Source organism: Ihubacter massiliensis (assembly GCF_024125305.1).
Taxonomy (GTDB): Bacteria; Bacillota; Clostridia; order Peptostreptococcales; family Anaerovoracaceae; genus Hominibacterium; species Hominibacterium faecale.
In genome coordinates this window covers 2,976,184-2,993,554 of the sequence record NZ_JAMXVH010000001.1, presented here as the reverse complement: position 1 = coordinate 2,993,554, position 17,371 = coordinate 2,976,184, and the positions used below count along the sequence as shown (strand labels likewise).

Annotated in this window: 15 protein-coding genes; 14 read left to right on the top strand and 1 reads right to left on the bottom strand. The window is 44.9% G+C overall.

What is annotated here, in order from left to right:
- The first annotated feature begins 105 nt into the window (after positions 1-105).
- The 5 genes from NIA71_RS13885 to spoIIR all read left to right on the top strand — a co-directional run bounded on the left by NIA71_RS13885 (position 106) and on the right by spoIIR (position 5,189).
- Entirely contained in the window at positions 106-879 is a 774-nt protein-coding gene (locus NIA71_RS13885; protein WP_148398177.1) for a ParA family protein, read from the top strand.
- Positions 879-1,772 (top strand): ParB/RepB/Spo0J family partition protein, encoded by an 894-nt coding sequence (locus NIA71_RS13880; protein ID WP_253020709.1) that lies wholly within the window; start codon positions 879-881, stop codon positions 1,770-1,772. The genes NIA71_RS13885 and NIA71_RS13880 overlap by 1 nt, the downstream gene beginning before the upstream one ends.
- A gap of 25 nt (positions 1,773-1,797) precedes the next feature.
- Positions 1,798-2,328 carry a SprT-like domain-containing protein gene (locus tag NIA71_RS13875; protein WP_269477933.1) on the top strand — a complete coding sequence of 177 codons (531 nt, stop codon included), beginning with the start codon at positions 1,798-1,800 and terminating at the stop codon, positions 2,326-2,328.
- A gap of 226 nt (positions 2,329-2,554) precedes the next feature.
- A complete protein-coding gene (locus NIA71_RS13870; RefSeq protein ID WP_253020707.1) occupies positions 2,555-4,537 on the top strand; it encodes a DUF3794 and LysM peptidoglycan-binding domain-containing protein in 1,983 nt (660 codons plus the stop codon).
- A 70-nt stretch (positions 4,538-4,607) separates the two neighbouring features.
- Positions 4,608-5,189, top strand: coding sequence for a stage II sporulation protein R (gene spoIIR, locus NIA71_RS13865; protein ID WP_253020706.1), 582 nt, complete (start codon positions 4,608-4,610; stop codon positions 5,187-5,189).
- Between the two features lie 74 nt (positions 5,190-5,263).
- Here spoIIR and NIA71_RS13860 read toward each other — a convergent pair whose 3' ends face one another.
- The gene (locus NIA71_RS13860) at positions 5,264-6,541 is read right to left on the bottom strand and encodes a S1C family serine protease (RefSeq protein ID WP_148398182.1); all 1,278 of its coding nucleotides are present in this window, start codon (positions 6,539-6,541) and stop codon (positions 5,264-5,266) included.
- 167 nt (positions 6,542-6,708) lie between these two features.
- On the opposite strand from NIA71_RS13860, the gene hslO reads away from it, so the two are divergent.
- From hslO to NIA71_RS13815, 9 genes are all read left to right on the top strand, one after another.
- The gene (gene hslO, locus NIA71_RS13855) at positions 6,709-7,629 is read left to right on the top strand and encodes an Hsp33 family molecular chaperone HslO (RefSeq protein ID WP_148398183.1); all 921 of its coding nucleotides are present in this window, start codon (positions 6,709-6,711) and stop codon (positions 7,627-7,629) included.
- Complete coding sequence (locus NIA71_RS13850; RefSeq protein WP_148398184.1) at positions 7,626-8,051, top strand: DUF1934 domain-containing protein; 426 nt, start codon at positions 7,626-7,628, stop codon at positions 8,049-8,051. Before hslO ends, NIA71_RS13850 begins: the two co-directional genes overlap by 4 nt.
- Before the next feature lie 141 nt (positions 8,052-8,192).
- Positions 8,193-9,710 (top strand): DUF1846 domain-containing protein, encoded by a 1,518-nt coding sequence (locus NIA71_RS13845; RefSeq protein WP_148398185.1) that lies wholly within the window; start codon positions 8,193-8,195, stop codon positions 9,708-9,710.
- A gap of 34 nt (positions 9,711-9,744) precedes the next feature.
- Positions 9,745-11,361, top strand: coding sequence for a sigma-54-dependent Fis family transcriptional regulator (locus NIA71_RS13840; RefSeq protein ID WP_253020705.1), 1,617 nt, complete (start codon positions 9,745-9,747; stop codon positions 11,359-11,361).
- Positions 11,362-11,595: 234 nt separating this feature from the next.
- Complete coding sequence (locus NIA71_RS13835; protein WP_253020704.1) at positions 11,596-12,933, top strand: sugar ABC transporter substrate-binding protein; 1,338 nt, start codon at positions 11,596-11,598, stop codon at positions 12,931-12,933.
- Between the two features lie 96 nt (positions 12,934-13,029).
- Entirely contained in the window at positions 13,030-14,529 is a 1,500-nt protein-coding gene (locus NIA71_RS13830; RefSeq protein WP_253020703.1) for a sugar ABC transporter ATP-binding protein, read from the top strand.
- Between the two features lie 2 nt (positions 14,530-14,531).
- Positions 14,532-15,533, top strand: coding sequence for an ABC transporter permease (locus tag NIA71_RS13825; RefSeq protein WP_253020702.1), 1,002 nt, complete (start codon positions 14,532-14,534; stop codon positions 15,531-15,533).
- Between the two features lie 30 nt (positions 15,534-15,563).
- On the top strand, positions 15,564-16,664 hold the full coding sequence (locus NIA71_RS13820; protein ID WP_253020701.1) for a glycerol dehydrogenase: 1,101 nt from the start codon (positions 15,564-15,566) through the stop codon (positions 16,662-16,664).
- On the top strand, positions 16,661-17,242 hold the full coding sequence (locus tag NIA71_RS13815; RefSeq protein WP_253020700.1) for an alcohol dehydrogenase catalytic domain-containing protein: 582 nt from the start codon (positions 16,661-16,663) through the stop codon (positions 17,240-17,242). The genes NIA71_RS13820 and NIA71_RS13815 overlap by 4 nt, the downstream gene beginning before the upstream one ends.
- Positions 17,243-17,371: the final 129 nt, after the last annotated feature.

Sequence of the window (17,371 nt, the reverse complement as noted above, 5' to 3'; positions counted from 1 at the left end):
AAACATTCCTTTTTTTTATGTAAAAAGTATAGTAAAAAAAAGCCCTATGGTATATAATCAAATTATGCGAAAAAATTGCTTATGTTTTAAAAAGGAGGAACTAATTTGGGAAAGGCAATTGCAATATTCAACCAGAAGGGCGGCGTAGGAAAAACGACAACGAACATTAACCTGGCAGCGTGTCTGGCATTAAAGGGGAAAAAAGTATTAATTTTGGATATTGATCCGCAGGGAAACACTACTAGCGGAATTGGATTATCCAAGAAAGAACTAGGTAATACTTCTTATGAAATTTTAGTAGAAGATCATATAGATCCAACATCGGCGATTATTCAGACTGAGGTACAAAATTTAGATATCATTCCTGCCAGCGTGCAGCTGGCAGGAGCAGAGGTAGAGCTGATTCAGCTCCAGGGAAGGGAAAAAAGGCTGAAACATGCATTGGATCAGATAAAGCCTGACTATGACTATATATTTATTGATTGTCCACCCTCACTGGGACTTCTGACTATTAATTCGTTGACAGCAGTTGATTCGGTTTTGATTCCTATTCAGTGTGAATTCTATGCCCTTGAAGGCGTAAGTCAGCTGATGAGTACAATCGAAATTGTTAAGAAAAATATGAATCCAAATTTGGAGATCCAGGGCGTAATCCTCAGTATGTTCGACGGACGGACAAATTTATCTGTTCAAGTAGTGGAAGAAGTAAAAAAATACTTTAAGGAAAAGGTCTATACCACTGTAATTCCAAGGAATGTAAGACTTGCTGAAGCTCCAAGCTATGGAATGCCAATTATGCAGTACGATCCAAAATCAGCTGGAGCCCAGGCTTATCAGGAATTTGCTGATGAGTTTTTAAGTCTGGAGGATGAACAGTAATGGCGGCGGCAAAGAACAGAGGGCTGGGCAAAGGACTGGATGCATTATTCAGCACCTCAGAAATCGATACAAAAAAAATAAACAGCGAAAAGGCAGATGAGATAAGGGCACAGGGGATTGAATTTATAGACATTAACGATATTAAACCCAATGAAAATCAGCCAAGAAAAGTTTTTGATGATGTAAAATTGCAGGAGCTGGCCAATTCCATAAAAGAACATGGGTTAATTCAACCGGTTATTCTTCGCCAGGCGAAAAAAGGTTATGAAATCGTTGCTGGTGAAAGACGCTGGAGGGCATGCAGGAAAGCGGGTCTGAAAGAAATACCCTGCATGATTAAAGAGCTGACCGATGAGCAAAATATGCTGGTGGCAATTATTGAGAACATGCAGAGAGAAGATCTAAATCCCATCGAAGAAGCGGAGGGTCTTAATCAAATGATCAGTTCCTTTGGTATGACCCAGGAGGAAGTATCCAAAAGCGTTGGTAAAAGCAGACCTTACATAACCAATTCACTCCGTCTTCTTAAACTTCCCCAGGAAGTGAGAAATATGGTTTCCCAAGGAAAACTTACAACCGGACACGCCAGAGCGATTGCCGGAATTGGTGACCGGGAAAGACAAATACAGCTTGCCGAATATGTGATTAAAGAAGAACTGTCTGTCAGAGAAGTTGAAAGGCTGATTAAAGAACAGCATTCTTCAAAAAAGAAAAATCCAAGAAGAAAAGCAGAGAAGAGCGCAGATGTGAAACGGGTAGAAGAAGACCTGAAACATATCATGGGAACAAAAGTAAGCCTTAATCAAAGTGGACGAAAAGGAAAAATTGAAATTGAATATTACAGCAGAGATGAATTGGAAAGATTGATTGAGCTATTGAAATCACTTCAATAGGAATAATCGTTTCACGTGAAACAATATGAAAATACATGAAATTGAAAAATGCTTGCAAGAGGTGATAAAGGAATGCCATCATTTAAACATACCAATCAGTAAGCAAATAGACCCTAAAATCCGCATCAACAAAAGAGCGAAAAGCAGATTTGCTGCTTGCATGAAAGACAAACGTTTTCAGGATCCTGTGTTTGTCATTGAAATTGGAAACGCTCTGTTGGAAATAGATGAGAAAAAGGTAAGAAGTATTTTGGCCCATGAAGTTCTCCATACCTGTTATGGTTGTAATAATCATGGAAGAGTGTGGAAAGCCTATGCTTATAAAATGAACCGGACTTACGGGTATCAGATAAAGACAACAGCGTCTTACGAAGAGCTGGGACTGGCAAAACCAGATAAAACAATTAGATATCGATATGTAATTGTTTGTAAAAAATGCAGCAAGAAATTCTACAGACAAAAGAGATCAAAACTGATTACAAATCTCAGCCAGTACCGGTGCCAATGCGGCGGAAAGCTGGAATGTAGAAATTTAGATCAAGAATCAGAAGCATGAAACTGCAATAATTATAAAGAATAAAACAGGAGCGGATAGCATGATTGACAAAACCGCTCCTGTTTTTTACGAACTCTTCGTCGTAAAAAGATACATTGATCGTTAAAAGGTTTTGTCGGTCTCTTCTTATCACAAAAAATAGTCTGTAAAAAAAATGGTATGAACCCTTTTGCCCTCGAATACAATATAACAAGAATATGTATAGGAAGACAGAGGGGGAACAACCATGACCTATGATGAAAAAATACCTGAATTTGCCTTACAACCAGCAAAAACAGCCGACGAAAATACCGATACAGCACAGATAAACGACGGCTTTGATCCAACTCCTTATGATAGACTTTTAGTACCTGCACGTGAGGAAGGAAAAGCAAGTACCGAAAAGGAGGAAGAATTTTCACAGGATCTTCCTGTTTTAGAGGAAACTGCTGCGAACAAACCGGATCAAGAACAAATATCGGAAGAAAAATCTTTCGATGCAACGGAAAAAGACAACAAACAGGGATTACCAAAACAGATTTTGCCGGAAAAAGTTATAGAACATAAACAAGAGGAAGAACTAGAGCCGGTATTTTTAGGCGAAGAAGAGATAAAGGAAAGTTCTGAAACAGCAGCAGAACCAGTTAAAATTACGCCACTGGCGGGTCAGGCCGTTTATAATGAATTAAAGATAACAGCCGTGGCCCAAAATCTTGAAACAAAAATCTTTGTAGAAGAAGATATACTTGTTCCAGATATTAAGCCAGATTTAATCTCAATTTTATCGATGGATGGGAAGGCATTTTTATCCAGCAAAGAAATACAAGTCGGACAGGGAGATGATGACAGCATAAAAGTTACAGGAGAGGTAGGATTACAGACAATTTATCTGCCTGATGGAAAAGAGGATGAATCTGTGGCCATCATTCAGTCCAGGCTTCCTTTCAAAACAGACTGGCAGGTGACAGCCTCACCTTTATCTCATTTGGTCATTGAATCTAAAATCGAACGAATTGATTATTCTGTAATTAATGAGCGCAAATTCCGAGCTAAAATTACTCTGGGGCTTTTCCTGAAAGAATACGCGGAAAAAGAATTACAACTCTTCGAAAATCTGCGCGGGGAACAGTTGGAACTATTAAAAGAAACCGTCAAAATGAGCCATGTTGCTCTTCGAAAAGAAGAATCTTTGGAGATTGCAGAAGATTTAAAGGTTAAAGAGGGGAGCCCGAGGCCGATTAAAATTCTGAAAAGTGACATCAATGTGGTGGAAAATCATAAACAAACAACTTCAGAAAAAATGGTCATTAATGCTGCGGTGCGTGTTAATATTCTTTATTTAGGTGAAGAAGAAAAAGACGGAGAGGTAATACAAAAACCTGCTTTTTACCAAGGGAAGGCCGATTTTACCCAGTTCATACTTATGAATAAAGAAGATAACTTGGCTATGAGCAAAGTATCCTTTAATGACAAAGAGCTGGAAGTGACAATCAGCGAGGAAGAAGAAGATTGTTTTATTTTAAAAGGAAGCGTTAACACATCGGTTGAAATATACCAAAATCTGGAAAAAGAAGTAGTGTCAGATTTATATCATAGTGTCAAAGATACTACTTATGATTATACAGAAAAAATGATAGAAGCAGTCCTGGGAACAGGAACTACAGAGATATCAGCAAGAGAAATTGTAGATGTTGCGGAAAGAAATGGGCAGTTAGGAAAAATTCTTTATGTCAACGGACGTATAAAAGAACAAAAATCCAGGGCCGAACAAGGCCGAGTAACGGTCGAGGGAATTTTAGAAGGAACTGTCTTATGTATACCGGAGGACTCGGAAAAACAAGTATTTGCAATAAAACAGGATATTCCTTTCAGGGGTTCGATTGATATTCCAGCAGCCGAAGAAGGCATGAAAATAGATTGTCAAATTGGAATAAAGGATCTCTGGTCGGATAAGGTGAACAGCAAGCAGGCAGAAATCAATGCCAGCCTGCAGCTTGAAGTATCCGCCATAAAAGAAACGGCGCTGAAATTAATAAAAAATCCATGCTTCCTTGAAAATAAACAGAATAAAAGACCTTCCTCTATGGTTATTTACATAACAAGAAAAAATGACAGTCTATGGAAAATAGCTAAGAAGTACAAAACCAGTATAGAGTCTATCAAGAAGATCAATGAATTGAATGATCCTATTAATCTCCAGGAAGGAAGTCGTTTACTAATCGTAAAATAAAAAAGTTTTATTCGGTCGTGTATAAAAAAATTCTCCTTGGTGAAGAATGAACATACAAGGAGGATTTTTTATGAAAAATATCGATCTAAAAGAAAAATGCATTTTAAGCCTAATTCTGGTTATCGTAATGGGATTCGTCCTTTTTTATACATATGAGGATGAACCGTCCAATCAATACAGCGGAATCATTCGTTTGCACGTAATTGCCAACAGCGACAGCGCTGATGATCAAAATCTCAAATTAAAAGTGAGGGACCAGATTATTAAAGAAGTAGGCAGCCTGGAAAAAAGCCAAGATATTGAACAGTCCCGCAGCTATTTAGAAAATCATCTGAAGGATATGGAAAAGACAGCGGCAAAAGTAATTGAAGAAAATGGCAAAGAATATGGAGCGGAAGCGGATTTAGGTGTTCGATGGATACCGGCCAAAACCTATGGAGATATGTATTTTCCAGCTGGAAACTACGAAGCTCTGAATCTTACACTAGGCGAAGGAAAAGGACAAAACTGGTGGTGCGTCTTATTTCCACCCCTGTGCTTGATTGAGGAAGACCAAGAAGCGATGGATGAGCTGGGGTACACAGAGGATCAGCAGATTGAGATTAAATCCAAGTTAATGGAAATTATCAACGGACCCGGCAAAGATGTTTAAAAAAGGTATAATAAATACGAAAAGACCGAATTGCTTCCGCAGCTCGGTCTTTTCGCATATCTTATTATTACTTATTAAGAGGAAGTTTTCTCTTCTAGTTTAAGTTTAATTTCTTTTGACTGTCCATCGCGAAGTACAATATATTTTACCGTATCGCCCACCTTATGTGAGGTAATAATCGATGAAAGGGTATCGATGTTATCAATTTCTTTTCCATCCACCGAGTAGACCAGATCTCCCTGCTGGAAGCCAGCCTTCTTAGCATTGGATCCGGTTACTTCCTGAATATAAACGCCTCCCGCAGCGCTTTGCTGTCCGCCGCCGAAAAATCCGTTATTTCCCTGCTGCTGAGACATATCCACATAGGACATCCCCGTAGAAGGCTTTCCTTTTACATAACCGCCTTTCATCAACTGGCTGGCTACTTCTGCGGCTCGATTAATGGGAATCGCAAATCCAAGGCCCTCCACATCAGAACCGGAGGACTTAGCGACAACTACGCCCACCAGCTGACCATACTGGTTGAACAATCCGCCTCCCGAATTACCCGGGTTGATGGAGGTATCGGTCTGTAATAGGGACATTGTCTTTCCATCAATGCTGATGGAGCGGTCCAGGGCGCTTATGATTCCAGCCGTAACTGTGCCGCCCAGCTCACCCAGGGGATTGCCGATCGCTACCGCCAAATCACCTACGTTCAACTGGTCACTATTGCCCATAGTGACGGCTGTCAAATTACTTGCATTAATTTTGAGGACCGCTACATCTGTATCTGCATCAGTACCAACCAGCTTTGCTTCATATTCCTTCTTGTCGCTGGTCGTTACTGTTATTTTATTCGCTCCTGCGATTACATGATTATTGGTAATAATATATCCATTGCTTTTAATAATGACACCGCTGCCGGCCCCCTCTGTGACATATTGCTGCATCCACGCATCGGCCTGAACGGATTCTGTCTTGATCTCCACCACAGAATCCTGTGCTTTAGCCGTTATTTCCTGGACCGTCATTGAACTGCCCGTGGCATCCTCCAGATTAAAGCCAGTCGTCTTGGCATTGGTGGTATTTTCTTTGCCTGCCGAATATTGAGACGAGAGGCCGGCGTCATTGGCCAGCATGGCCCCTCCAAAGCCGAATGCGCTGGAGAGCAGGACACATACCAGAATGATTGCAGTAAGGCTAGTTCTGGTGAGCTGTACTGGCTTGCTTTTTTTCTCTTTTTTCTTTTTCGATGACCTGGGACCCATTCCCGGTGCGCCTCCCGGATCACGATCCTCTGTTGGGATCAACTGTCCGGGGTTTGGGCCGCTGGTGTATCTATATTCATTATTTTCAAAATTGTTATCCATTGATTTTTCCTCCCTTTATCCGTTTTGTCCTTTTATTGAGATTAATATACACGGACTTTATGGTTTTTTTGTGTCGAAACCGTGTAAATCTAAAATAAAGTTATTAATAATTTCTTACAACTATGATAGAATTGAAAGGAAAAGATAAAAAAAGAGGTATAAGGAAGATGAGCAATACATTAATCGCAATGGATAAAAGCGGATCTTACCGGGTATATCTGGCAATTACTACAGATATGGTCGAAGAGGCGCGCAATATACACATGACAACGCCGCTGGCCGCAGCAGGGCTGGGAAGAGTCCTGACAGCAGCCGGTCTTATGGGCATTATGCTGAAAAACCCGCAGGACAAGCTTACCCTCCAGTTCAAGGGGGAGGGACCAGCCAAACAGATTTTAGCCACAGCGGATGGAACGGGAAAGGTAAAAGGATACATTGCTAACCCAGACGTGGATTTACCCCTTACGGAAAAAGGAAAACTGGATGTAGGCGGATCGCTGGGAATAGGAGAATTGACCGTAATCAAAGACCTGGGCTTAAAAGAGCCCTACATGGGAACCATTGCCCTGGTCAGCGGAGAAATCGCCGAGGACTTGGCAGCTTACTTTTTTATTTCCGAGCAGCAGAATACTTCCGTCGCTTTGGGCGTAAAAATAGAAAGGGACTATCATGTAGGAGCAGCGGGCGGAATGATTATTCAAATGATGCCGGGAGCAGAGGAAGGAGCCGTATCCGCGCTGGAGGACATGATTGAAAACCTGCCTCCGCTGACAACTCTGATTGATGAAGTGAACAAGACATCCGCCGGAAAGAGTGAAGAAGGGATGGTTATGGAGCTGTCCGCGCGCATATTCAACGAAATGCCGCAGCAGTATCAGATTCAAAAGCTGGAGACCAGGGATATCACCTGGCGCTGCGATTGCAGCAAGCCCCGCCTTGAACGGGCGCTTATGTCCATTGGTAAAAAGGATTTGACGGAGATAATCGAAGAAGACGGGCAGGCAGAGCTGCAGTGCCAGTTTTGTCTGAAAGAATATCATTTTAACAAAGAAGAATTGGAAAAGATGTTGGAGGAGCTGACTGAATGAAGAATATTATGATGAAAATTATTGGAACACAGATAACGGCTGATCTGGAAGAAGATCAGCTGGAATTTATTACCGAAGGCAAGCTGTACGAAAAAGGAGATGCCCTTTATCTCATCTATGATGAAAGCGAAATTTCCGGAATGCCCGGATGCAGGACCCGCCTTAAACTGAAAAACGGAACCATAAAGATGAAAAGGGTTGGAAAAAACGTCGGTATAGATACGGAAATCGAATTCGAAAAAGGAAAACGCTATACCGGCTATTATGACACACCTTTCGGAGCTATTGCGATGGAGGTTCTCACAAATCACGTGGAAAACAGCGTAACAGCGGAAGGAACGGGACAGCTGGATATTGACTACCATATTAGTTTAAAGGGTCTGGCAGAAGGCAGAAATAAATTAAATATTGAACTGATGTAAATAAACGTGGAAAATGAGGAGGCTTTTTGTATTATGATGAAGCAAAAAACGATTCGGATAATTGCGATTGCAATTATAGCAGCAATGGTAGTGACCAGCGTGGTTGGCGCGATTGTTTTTCTGTAGAAGGAGAGGAACGTGATGACGAAGATAGGATTTGACGCAGAAAAGTATATAGAAGAACAATCCAAGTATATTTTGAAACGGATCAACGAGGGAGAAAGCGAAAGGCTTTATCTGGAGTTTGGGGGAAAATTAGTGCATGATAAACATGCCATGCGGGTACTCCCCGGTTTTGATGAAAATGCCAAAATTAAATTGCTCCAGAAAATGAAGGACCAAGCAGAGATTATTATTTGCATCTACTCAGGCGATATCACGACCAGCAAGACGCGTGCTGATTTTGGAATTACCTACGATCTGGAAGTTCTCCGGCTCATCGATATGTTTCGAAAATACGACCTAGCCATCAATAGTGTAGTCGTGACCCGCTATGAAGACGATGCCCCCGCAGTCGATATGTTTTTAAACAAATTGGACCGTCGGGGCATTAAAACGTACAAACATAGATTTACCAAAGGCTATCCCACAGATGTGGATACCATTGTAAGCGATGAAGGGTACGGCGCCAATCCCTATATCCAAGTGACAAAACCCCTGGTTGTGGTAACCGGACCGGGCGGCGGCAGCGGAAAGCTGGCGACCTGTCTTTCCCAGTTGTATCACGATTATAAACGGGGAACAAAAGTGCGTTACGCAAAATTTGAAACATTTCCCATCTGGAGCATTCCGCTCAAGCACCCGGTGAATATCGCCTATGAAGCCGCGACCGCCGATCTGAAAGACGTGAATATGATCGACTCCTTCCACCTGGAAGCATATGGGGAAATGGCGGTAAACTATAATCGGGACCTGGAAGTTTTCCCAGTCGTCAAGAGGATCATAGAAAAGATCACTGGTGAAGAGTCGGAATACAAGAGTCCCACCGACATGGGCGTCAACAGGGCCGGGTTTAGCATCATCGATGACGAGGCTGTCAAAGAAGCAGCCTGCCAGGAAATCATCCGAAGATATCTGACCGCGCTGTGCGATTATAAAAAGGGAAAAATCGATGACGGCGCGCTGGAGCGGTCCAAGCTGTTAATGGACGAGCTGGACCTGAAGGTTGAGGACCGGAAGGTGGTCAAGCCAGCCAGAGATTATGCAGAATACAAACGGAACTGTAATGAGCGATATGAGAACGTCGTCGTCATGTCCTTAGAACTGCCCGGCGGCAGCATTGTGACAGGCCGAAGCTCCAGGAGAATGGTAGCCGCTGCCGCTGCCGTACTCAATGCAATAAAAATTCTCTGCGGAATGGCCGACGACATCCACCTCATTTCCCCAAACGTCTTAAAGGGGATCCAGGATATGAAGACGGATATCCTTCTTCATGAAAAGACAAGCCTTCACTGCGAAGAAATTCTCAGCGCCCTGACCATTTCCGCCGCGACCAACCCGTCCGCAGAAGTAGCCTTGAGCAAACTTCCCTGCCTGAGAGGCTGTCAGGCCCACTGCACCGCAATTCTCAGCGAGAGGGATGAGCAGACAATCAAAGCCTTGGGGATTGATGTAACCAGTGATCCGGAATATATTACCAACAACCTTTATTTCAGTTAATATACCCACCAGACAGAGAAAGGCGGTGAATGTTTTGTTAAACTTCAATGAAGAATACGAGAAACAGCTGATTGAAGCTTTTCAACATTTTGTTCGCAATGAACCTTATGATTATTCGTTTATCCGCCCGGAAATATATGATTCATGGGTGAGATCGAGGCAGTTTGAAATCGAATATAATTCACCTGTGAAAATTAAAAAGTTAGATGAAAAGGAAAGAAAAAAACTTGTTCAAGAAAACGCCGTATTGATCGAAACGGCGAGAAAGCATTTGAATAAGATCTATGATGTGATAAAGCCGACAGGGTATTATATCTTTATCAGTGACGATCGGGGATATTTGCTGGATATTATCAGCGATAAAGATCTGCTGAGCCAGTACGAGTACGATCCCTCTCTGGTCGTCGGCGCCAGCAGAAATGAACGGTATGTGGGTACAAATGCCATCGGGACTTGTCTGCAAGAGAAAAAACCCATGGTTTTTTGGGGAGAAGAACATTATAATCTAGTACATAAAAAATATACCTGTTCCGGAGCTCCCATCCACGGGGCAGATGGAGAGATCATCGGGGCCATGTCCTTAACGGGAAGAAAAGAGGACTATCAGGAACATACCCTGGGCATTGTAATTTCCATCGTCGATGCCATAGAAGCGGAACTGAAGAGCAGAACGACAAAGAAAGAGCCGTCTTCTACCGAATATACCTTTGACAATCTGATCGGCCAGTGCAAGGAGATAAAAGAGCTGAAGGAGATCGCCAAGCAGGTGGCCAAGATCGACGCACCGATTCTCTTATGGGGAGAAAGCGGAACTGGCAAGGAAGTGCTGGCTCAATCCATTCACAATGAAAGCCGGCGGAAATCCGGGCCTTTTATCGGCATTAACTGCGGGGCTATTCCCCGGGAACTGATCGAAAGTGAACTTTTTGGCTATGAAGGAGGATCCTTTACCGGCGCCAGCCGGGGAGGGCGTTCGGGCAAGCTGGAGGCCGCCTCAGGAGGAACTCTCTTTTTAGATGAAGTGGAGAGCATGCCCTTGGACGTCCAAATAAAATTGCTGCGGGTTCTTTCCACCTTTAAAGTGACGAGGGTGGGGTCAAACAAGGAAATACCCATTGATATCAGGATTATTTCCGCCAGCAAGAGCGATCTCTATCTGGAAGCGGAGCAGGGTAGGTTCCGCGAGGATTTATATTACCGAATCAACACCATTACCCTGAAGATACCGCCCCTGCGCAAAAGGAACGGAGATATCCGCCTGCTGGCCGACCACTATATTGAGCGGCTGAAAAAGGATATGGGGTTGAACAAATTGAGCATTCCCAAGAGCTTTTACGATATGCTGGAGAATTACGACTGGAAGGGAAATGTAAGAGAACTGAGAAATATCCTGGAAGGCGTAATCGCCATGTCCAAGGAAGGGGAAGAAATAAATACGTCCATGCTTCCGGACCGTATGGTTAACAAAACAAGAAATAACCATCTGCGCAATACCCGGCTGAAAGAAGTTGAAATCGAGATCATAAAAAATGAGATTGAACGGGCCAATGGCAACCTGAGCGCTGCGGCTAAGGCCCTAGGGATCGCCAGAAGCACCCTCTATCAAAAGTTAAAAAACAACACTGAGTTATCAGAGTATTTAAAAAAGTGACCGAATTCCGACATTTTGTCCGATTTTCGTACAATGGAACGTGACTGCTCATAGAACGGGGTGGCAACTTCTATTCAATGAATAAAAATATAAATGAAAAGAAAGCTTGAAAGCGCAAGCTTTCTTTTTTTATGAAAAATTATTCAGAATATTTTGGCACATATTTTGCGCTTAATAATGGAAACAGACAATATGAAGCAATGGCTAGCAGCAAACAATGAAAGGAGAAGTAAAATGAGCAAGAGAAAAATGAGAATCCTGGCAATTTTAATGGTAATCGGGTTAATGGTTACCTGCCTGGCCGGTTGCGGAGGCAGTGAGGAAGGAACTGCAGAGAAAGAGCTAAGCGCCGATGAGGCGAAAACCGAACTCTACGGCATGCTTCCTGACACATGCCTTTCCGGCTTTCTCGATCCCACATCTTTGGAAGATCGTTCTAACATTGATAAGGCACTGCCATTTAAACCCAAAGATCCAAAGCACGTAGTGATCGGCTGGACAGAGCAGACCCAGGGAGATCCCTGGTTCGTATCAGTAAAAGAATCTGCCGAAAAATGGGCAAAAAAATATGGGTATACCCTCTATTTTGATGTGGCAGATTTTGAACTTTCCAAGCAGAGCGCCCATATCGATTCCTATATTTCCAGAGGCGTGGACGTAATCGTTATTGACCCGGTGGATGTAACCGGAATCGCAGCGGACATTGAACGTGCAGTCAAAGCGGGTATTCCATGTATCGGATTCGGTTCTGAAATTTTCGGCGCTCCCGTGGTAACCACCATCAATGCCAATATCTTTTCCGTCGGCTATTCGGCTGGAAAATATACAGCCAGTCAGTTTGATAAAGAGGAACAGATCAACATGGGTATCGTTGTTGGCATCATGGGAAACTCCACAGCTGAAACCCGCGTAAACGGCATGCTCAGCGGCATGATCTATGAACGGGCCCAGCAGAGAGGTGTTGAATACACCATGGAACAAGCAACCCTGGACGCCACAAAGCTGTTTAACGATTTAAGGAAAAAAGGAACCTTTGAATCAGAAAAATGGAACATGGCCTGCTTGGGATCAGGTGAAGGAAACTGGACCTTTGAAGGCGGAATCGATGTGGCCGAACCAATCATCGCAGCCAACCAAGATAAGCTAAACCTCTTTATCGGAGAAAACGATTTCCAGGGGCTGGGAGCAGCTCAGGCACTGAAAAATTACGGTCTCACCGATAAAGTCCTGGTAGCATGCCCAGGAAACGGAATGAAGACCGAGCTGGAAAAGGTAAAAGACGGGACGCTCCTGTGTGACGGCCCCCATAACGGCCAGGCCTTTGCTATGGAAACCATCAATTTCATAAAAGAACTGGCAGAGGGGACCAACAAATGGGATGCCAACAACCTGCCCATGCTGACCGCGTTCAAAGCTTTTAACATCAACAGAGATACCATGGATACTTACTGGGATGACGATAAGGAAAACCTGTATCACAAAACAGCTCCGCTGGAAGTGCTGACGGTTCCCGAAGTCATCAAAGCGATCGAAGACGGTACTTATTATGAAGAATGGGTTCCGTCCAAATAAGCAAATCTATCTTATTTGAACCAATAGGCCCGGAGGATATGCCTTCGGGCCTGTATTCCAAAAGAGAACTACCGTTATAGGAAAGAGGAGAGCATCATGAGCAATCAAAGAGAGATGATAAGGATGGATGAAATCAGCAAATCCTTCGGCGGCGTGGCTGCTTTGGATAAGGTTAATTTCTGCGCCCTATCCGGTGAGATCCATGCTCTGATCGGAGAAAACGGCGCCGGAAAATCCACGCTGATGAAATGTCTTGCCGGAGCATACGACAAGGATGAAGGAACCATATACATAGACGGAAAAAAAGAACAAATCACCAATCCCAAGCAGGGGCAGGACTGCGGAATATCCGTCATCTACCAGGAATTTGCCCTGGCAAAAGACCTGACTGTGGCAGAAAATATCTTCATTGACAGCCTGGGAGAAGGAAAGGCGCTGGTGGATAGAAAAAAATTGAAAAAGAGGGCGGAGGAAGTGCTGGAAAAGATGGGCTTCGGAGACATTGACGTCAATAAAAAAGTGGCCGAATTAACCGTCGCCTATCAGCAGATCGTCGAAATCTGCAAAGCCATCTCAAGAAACGCAAAAGTCATGGTTTTCGATGAGCCCACCGCCGTGCTGACAAACCGGGAAGTGGAAAAGCTGTTCGATGTCATTTATAAACTGCGGGATTCGGGCGTATGTGTCATTTATATCTCTCACCGGCTGGAAGAGATCTTTCGCATATGCAGCCGCATCACCGTTCTCAAGGATGGGAAAAACGTCGACACCGTACATGTAAAGGATATTACAGAAAAACAGCTGGTAACCATGATGATCGGCAGAGATCTTTCCGAGCTGTTTCCTGAGCGGAACGCGGCGATCGGAGAAACCGTACTGGAGGCAGAAAACCTCATCTGCGGAAAAATGGTCAACGGCGTGACTTTTCATGTAAAAGCCGGAGAAGTCGTCGGCTTTGCCGGACTTGTGGGAGCCGGCCGCACGGAAACAATGCGGGCCGTATTCGGAGCCGACAAGCTGGAAGAGGGGGAGATCCGACTGGAAGCAAAAAGCGTCAAGATCAATACACCCAAGAAGGCTATTAAAAACGGCATCGGAATGGTGCCGGAAGACCGAAAACAGCAGGGACTGCTCCTGGATATGCCCATCAAGGTAAACGGAACCATGAGTTCTCTGCAGGATTTTACATCGGCTGTAGGCATATTGGACCATCCAAAAGAGAATAAAAAAGTGGAAGAAATGATCGGCATGCTGAACATCAAAGCCAGATCTTACAAAAGCAAAGCATCCTCCCTTTCCGGAGGAAACCAGCAGAAAGTAGCCCTTATGAAATGGATGATCTCCAATTCGAAAGTGATCATATTCGATGAACCCACGAGAGGAGTCGATGTAGGCGCTAAGGTTGAAATATATAAAGTCATGAACACCCTGGCCGAACAAGGCGCGGCAGTTATCATGATTTCCTCGGAAATGCCGGAAATCATCGGTATGAGCGACCGGGTATATGTGATGCGTCACGGAAAAATCGCCGGAGAGGTGGAAAAGCAGCAGTTGACCGAACAAACATTAATTAATTTATCAATGGGGGTGTCTTAAACATGGAAGAAAGATTGAACAACAGACAGATAAACGTAAAGAACATACTACTGAAATACAACGCTGTTTTAATTTTGATCGCACTGATTATCGCTTCTACCATTTTGTCGGATGCGTTCTTTACAGTGACAAATATCTTTAATCTGCTCAGACAGCTGGTTCCCATGACATTGGCGACCCTGGGCATGCTCCTGGTGGTCCTGACCGGAGGCATCGACCTTTCCGTCGGCTCCGTTACTGCCATGGGAGGCATGATCACGGCGATCATGATTCAAAATGCCGGCATGGTTTCCGGCGCCTCCATGATCGTCATACTGATTGCGGTTCTGGGAATCGGTTTTTTAATAGGCTGTATGTCCGGGGCCTTTGTAGTGGTACTGAAAATGGCTCCTTTTGTTGCCACACTGGCCACCATGACCATTATCAGAGGAGCCGCCTACATGACGTCCAACGGGCAGCCCATACGTCTGTCATCCGAATATGATACCTCAGCGATGATGGTAAAGTTTGGAAGCCAGGGCATACCGGGAATCGGACTTCCCTGGCCGGTGGTTTTGATCATCGTAGTCATCGTTCTCATGTGGCTTGTCATGCGCAATACGGTTTTCGGCCGTCTGGTCATTGCCTCCGGCAGCAACGAGACAGCTGTTCGACTGGCAGGAATCAACGTAAATAAATATAAATTCTTCGCCTATGCCATCTGCGGAATGCTCTGCGCATTGGGCGGATTTATCCTCACCTCCCGCGTAGCGGTCGCATCGCCGGCCGTTTCCACAGGAATGGAACTGGATGCCATCGCAGCCTGCGTAATCGGCGGAGCCAGCCTGATGGGCGGAAAAGGCAGCGTGGGCAATACAATCATCGGCGTACTGGTTCTGGGGCTGATTACCAACGTCATGACCCTTCTCAGTATCGCGGCTTACCCCCAGCAGATCATCAAGGGTTTGATTATTGTGCTGGCCGTATTCCTCCAGTACATCACCAACAAAGAGGGAGCATATTGAGCATAGAAAGGAAAGAGAGGTGGATCAACCATGCAGGTTAACATTTTGGGATCACCTTCCAAATACATACAGGGAAGGGATCTTCTTCAAAAGGCCGGGAGCTATTTTTCCCCATACAGCAAAAAAATTCTGATTCTGACCGACCCATTCGTATATCCGCTGATAAAAGAAAAAATGGAAAAAAGCGCTGCAGAGGCGGAGATCGTATTTCAATTTGAACGGTTTTCCGGAGAGAGTACCGAAACGGAAGTACAGCGTATCGTTGATCTTGCCGCCCGTCATGAATGCGGAGCCATAGCCGGCTGCGGAGGGGGCAAAACCATCGATACGGCAAAGGCGGCGGCCTGCAAGGCCGGCCTTAAAACCATCGTCATCCCCACAGCAGCATCCACCGATGCGCCCTGCAGCTCGTTAGCGGTCATGTATTCCGATAAGGGGGAGTGGCTGTATGATTTCTTTCTCACCCAAAACCCGGATTTGGTTTTCGTAGATACGCAGATGATAGCAAACGCGCCGGTGAGATTGCTGATATCTGGGATCGGAGACGCCTTCGCCACCTTTTACGAAGCCCGCGCCTGCAGAAATGCAGATGCAGATAATATGTTTCAGGGGAAAGGCACCAACACTGCTTTTGCCCTGGCCTCCCTTTGCAGAGAAATTCTGCTGGAGAACGGATCTTATGCCAAGCTGGCGGCAGAAAACAAATGCGTTACAAAGGCTTTGGAAAATGTCGTCGAAGCCAACATTTATCTGAGCGGCGTAGGCTTTGAAAGCAATGGCTGCGCCATTGCCCACGGAATATACAACGGATTTACTCAGATGAAAAAAGGGACGTATCTCCACGGAGAATGCGTCGCCTTTGGAACCCTGGTCCAGCTGATTGCAGAAAATGTTCCCGCCGGGGAGCTGAATCAGGTATATGGCTTTTTCGAAAGCATCGGACTACCTACAACCCTTTCCCATCTGGGGCTGTCTCTGACGGATGAGGAACTGGAAACTGCGGCCAAAGCCAGCAGTGAAATCGGCATTTCCCACAACATGCCCTTCGGCGTTGACTGGCATACGCTGAAAGCAGCCATTGTGACGGCGGATTCCATCGGCCGCATCCGCCAGAAAGAGGGGAAAACATGAAAGCTCTGATTCTGAAGGACAAAATGCAATTTGTCTATGGGGATGTGCCCAAACCCGTGCCGGCAAAAAATGAGGTTTTAATTCGGATCAAAGCGGTATCCGTTTGCGGCAGCGACATCGCCGGCAGCGACGGAAGCACGGGAAGACGCCGACCTCCCATCGTCATGGGACACGAAGCCAGCGGAATTATAGAAGAGACAGGAAGCAAAGCAACGCGATTCGCCAAGGGGGATCGCGTTACGTTTGACTCTACCATCTATTGCGGGACCTGCCGGTTCTGCCGCAGCGGAAGAGTCAACTTATGCGACAACCGCAGAGTTCTGGGGGTATCCTGCCAAGAGTACCGGCAGCATGGCGCTTTCTGTCAGTACATCGCCCTTCCCGAACATATCGTCTATAAGCTGCCGGACAATGTAACTATATCGATTACCTGCGGCCGGGGAGCCGCCAAAGCGCTGGATGCGGCCGGAGCACAGTCTACTTTTTGTCAGGCAGTCCAATGCCTGCAAAAAGGGGGGATCTTCGTTACCTTAGCCAACCTGGAAAATGCCTTCCCCTCAATATTTCCAAAGTGGTGACTCAGGAGCTTACAGTAAAAGGCTCCTGTGCCTTCAGCGGTGAATTTCCTCAGGTTTTGGAGCTGATTTCCAGCGGTGCCATCCGTGTCGATTATGCGATTTCTCATCTTGTTCCCCTCTCCCAGGGAG

Excerpts from the sequence above, each read along its gene's own strand:
- spoIIR (WP_253020706.1), top strand. The coding sequence starts at position 4,608 with ATGAAAAATATCGATCTAAAAGAAAAATGCATTTTAAGCCTAATTCTG.
- hslO (WP_148398183.1), top strand. The coding sequence starts at position 6,709 with ATGAGCAATACATTAATCGCAATGGATAAAAGCGGATCTTACCGGGTA.
- NIA71_RS13875 (WP_269477933.1), top strand. The coding sequence starts at position 1,798 with ATGAAAATACATGAAATTGAAAAATGCTTGCAAGAGGTGATAAAGGAA.
- NIA71_RS13850 (WP_148398184.1), top strand. The coding sequence starts at position 7,626 with ATGAAGAATATTATGATGAAAATTATTGGAACACAGATAACGGCTGAT.
- NIA71_RS13845 (WP_148398185.1), top strand. The coding sequence starts at position 8,193 with ATGACGAAGATAGGATTTGACGCAGAAAAGTATATAGAAGAACAATCC.
- NIA71_RS13815 (WP_253020700.1), top strand. The coding sequence starts at position 16,661 with ATGAAAGCTCTGATTCTGAAGGACAAAATGCAATTTGTCTATGGGGAT.
- NIA71_RS13820 (WP_253020701.1), top strand. The coding sequence starts at position 15,564 with ATGCAGGTTAACATTTTGGGATCACCTTCCAAATACATACAGGGAAGG.
- NIA71_RS13830 (WP_253020703.1), top strand. The coding sequence starts at position 13,030 with ATGAGCAATCAAAGAGAGATGATAAGGATGGATGAAATCAGCAAATCC.
- NIA71_RS13835 (WP_253020704.1), top strand. The coding sequence starts at position 11,596 with ATGAGCAAGAGAAAAATGAGAATCCTGGCAATTTTAATGGTAATCGGG.
- NIA71_RS13825 (WP_253020702.1), top strand. The coding sequence starts at position 14,532 with ATGGAAGAAAGATTGAACAACAGACAGATAAACGTAAAGAACATACTA.
- NIA71_RS13880 (WP_253020709.1), top strand. The coding sequence starts at position 879 with ATGGCGGCGGCAAAGAACAGAGGGCTGGGCAAAGGACTGGATGCATTA.
- NIA71_RS13860 (WP_148398182.1), bottom strand. The coding sequence starts at position 6,541 with ATGGATAACAATTTTGAAAATAATGAATATAGATACACCAGCGGCCCA.
- NIA71_RS13870 (WP_253020707.1), top strand. The coding sequence starts at position 2,555 with ATGACCTATGATGAAAAAATACCTGAATTTGCCTTACAACCAGCAAAA.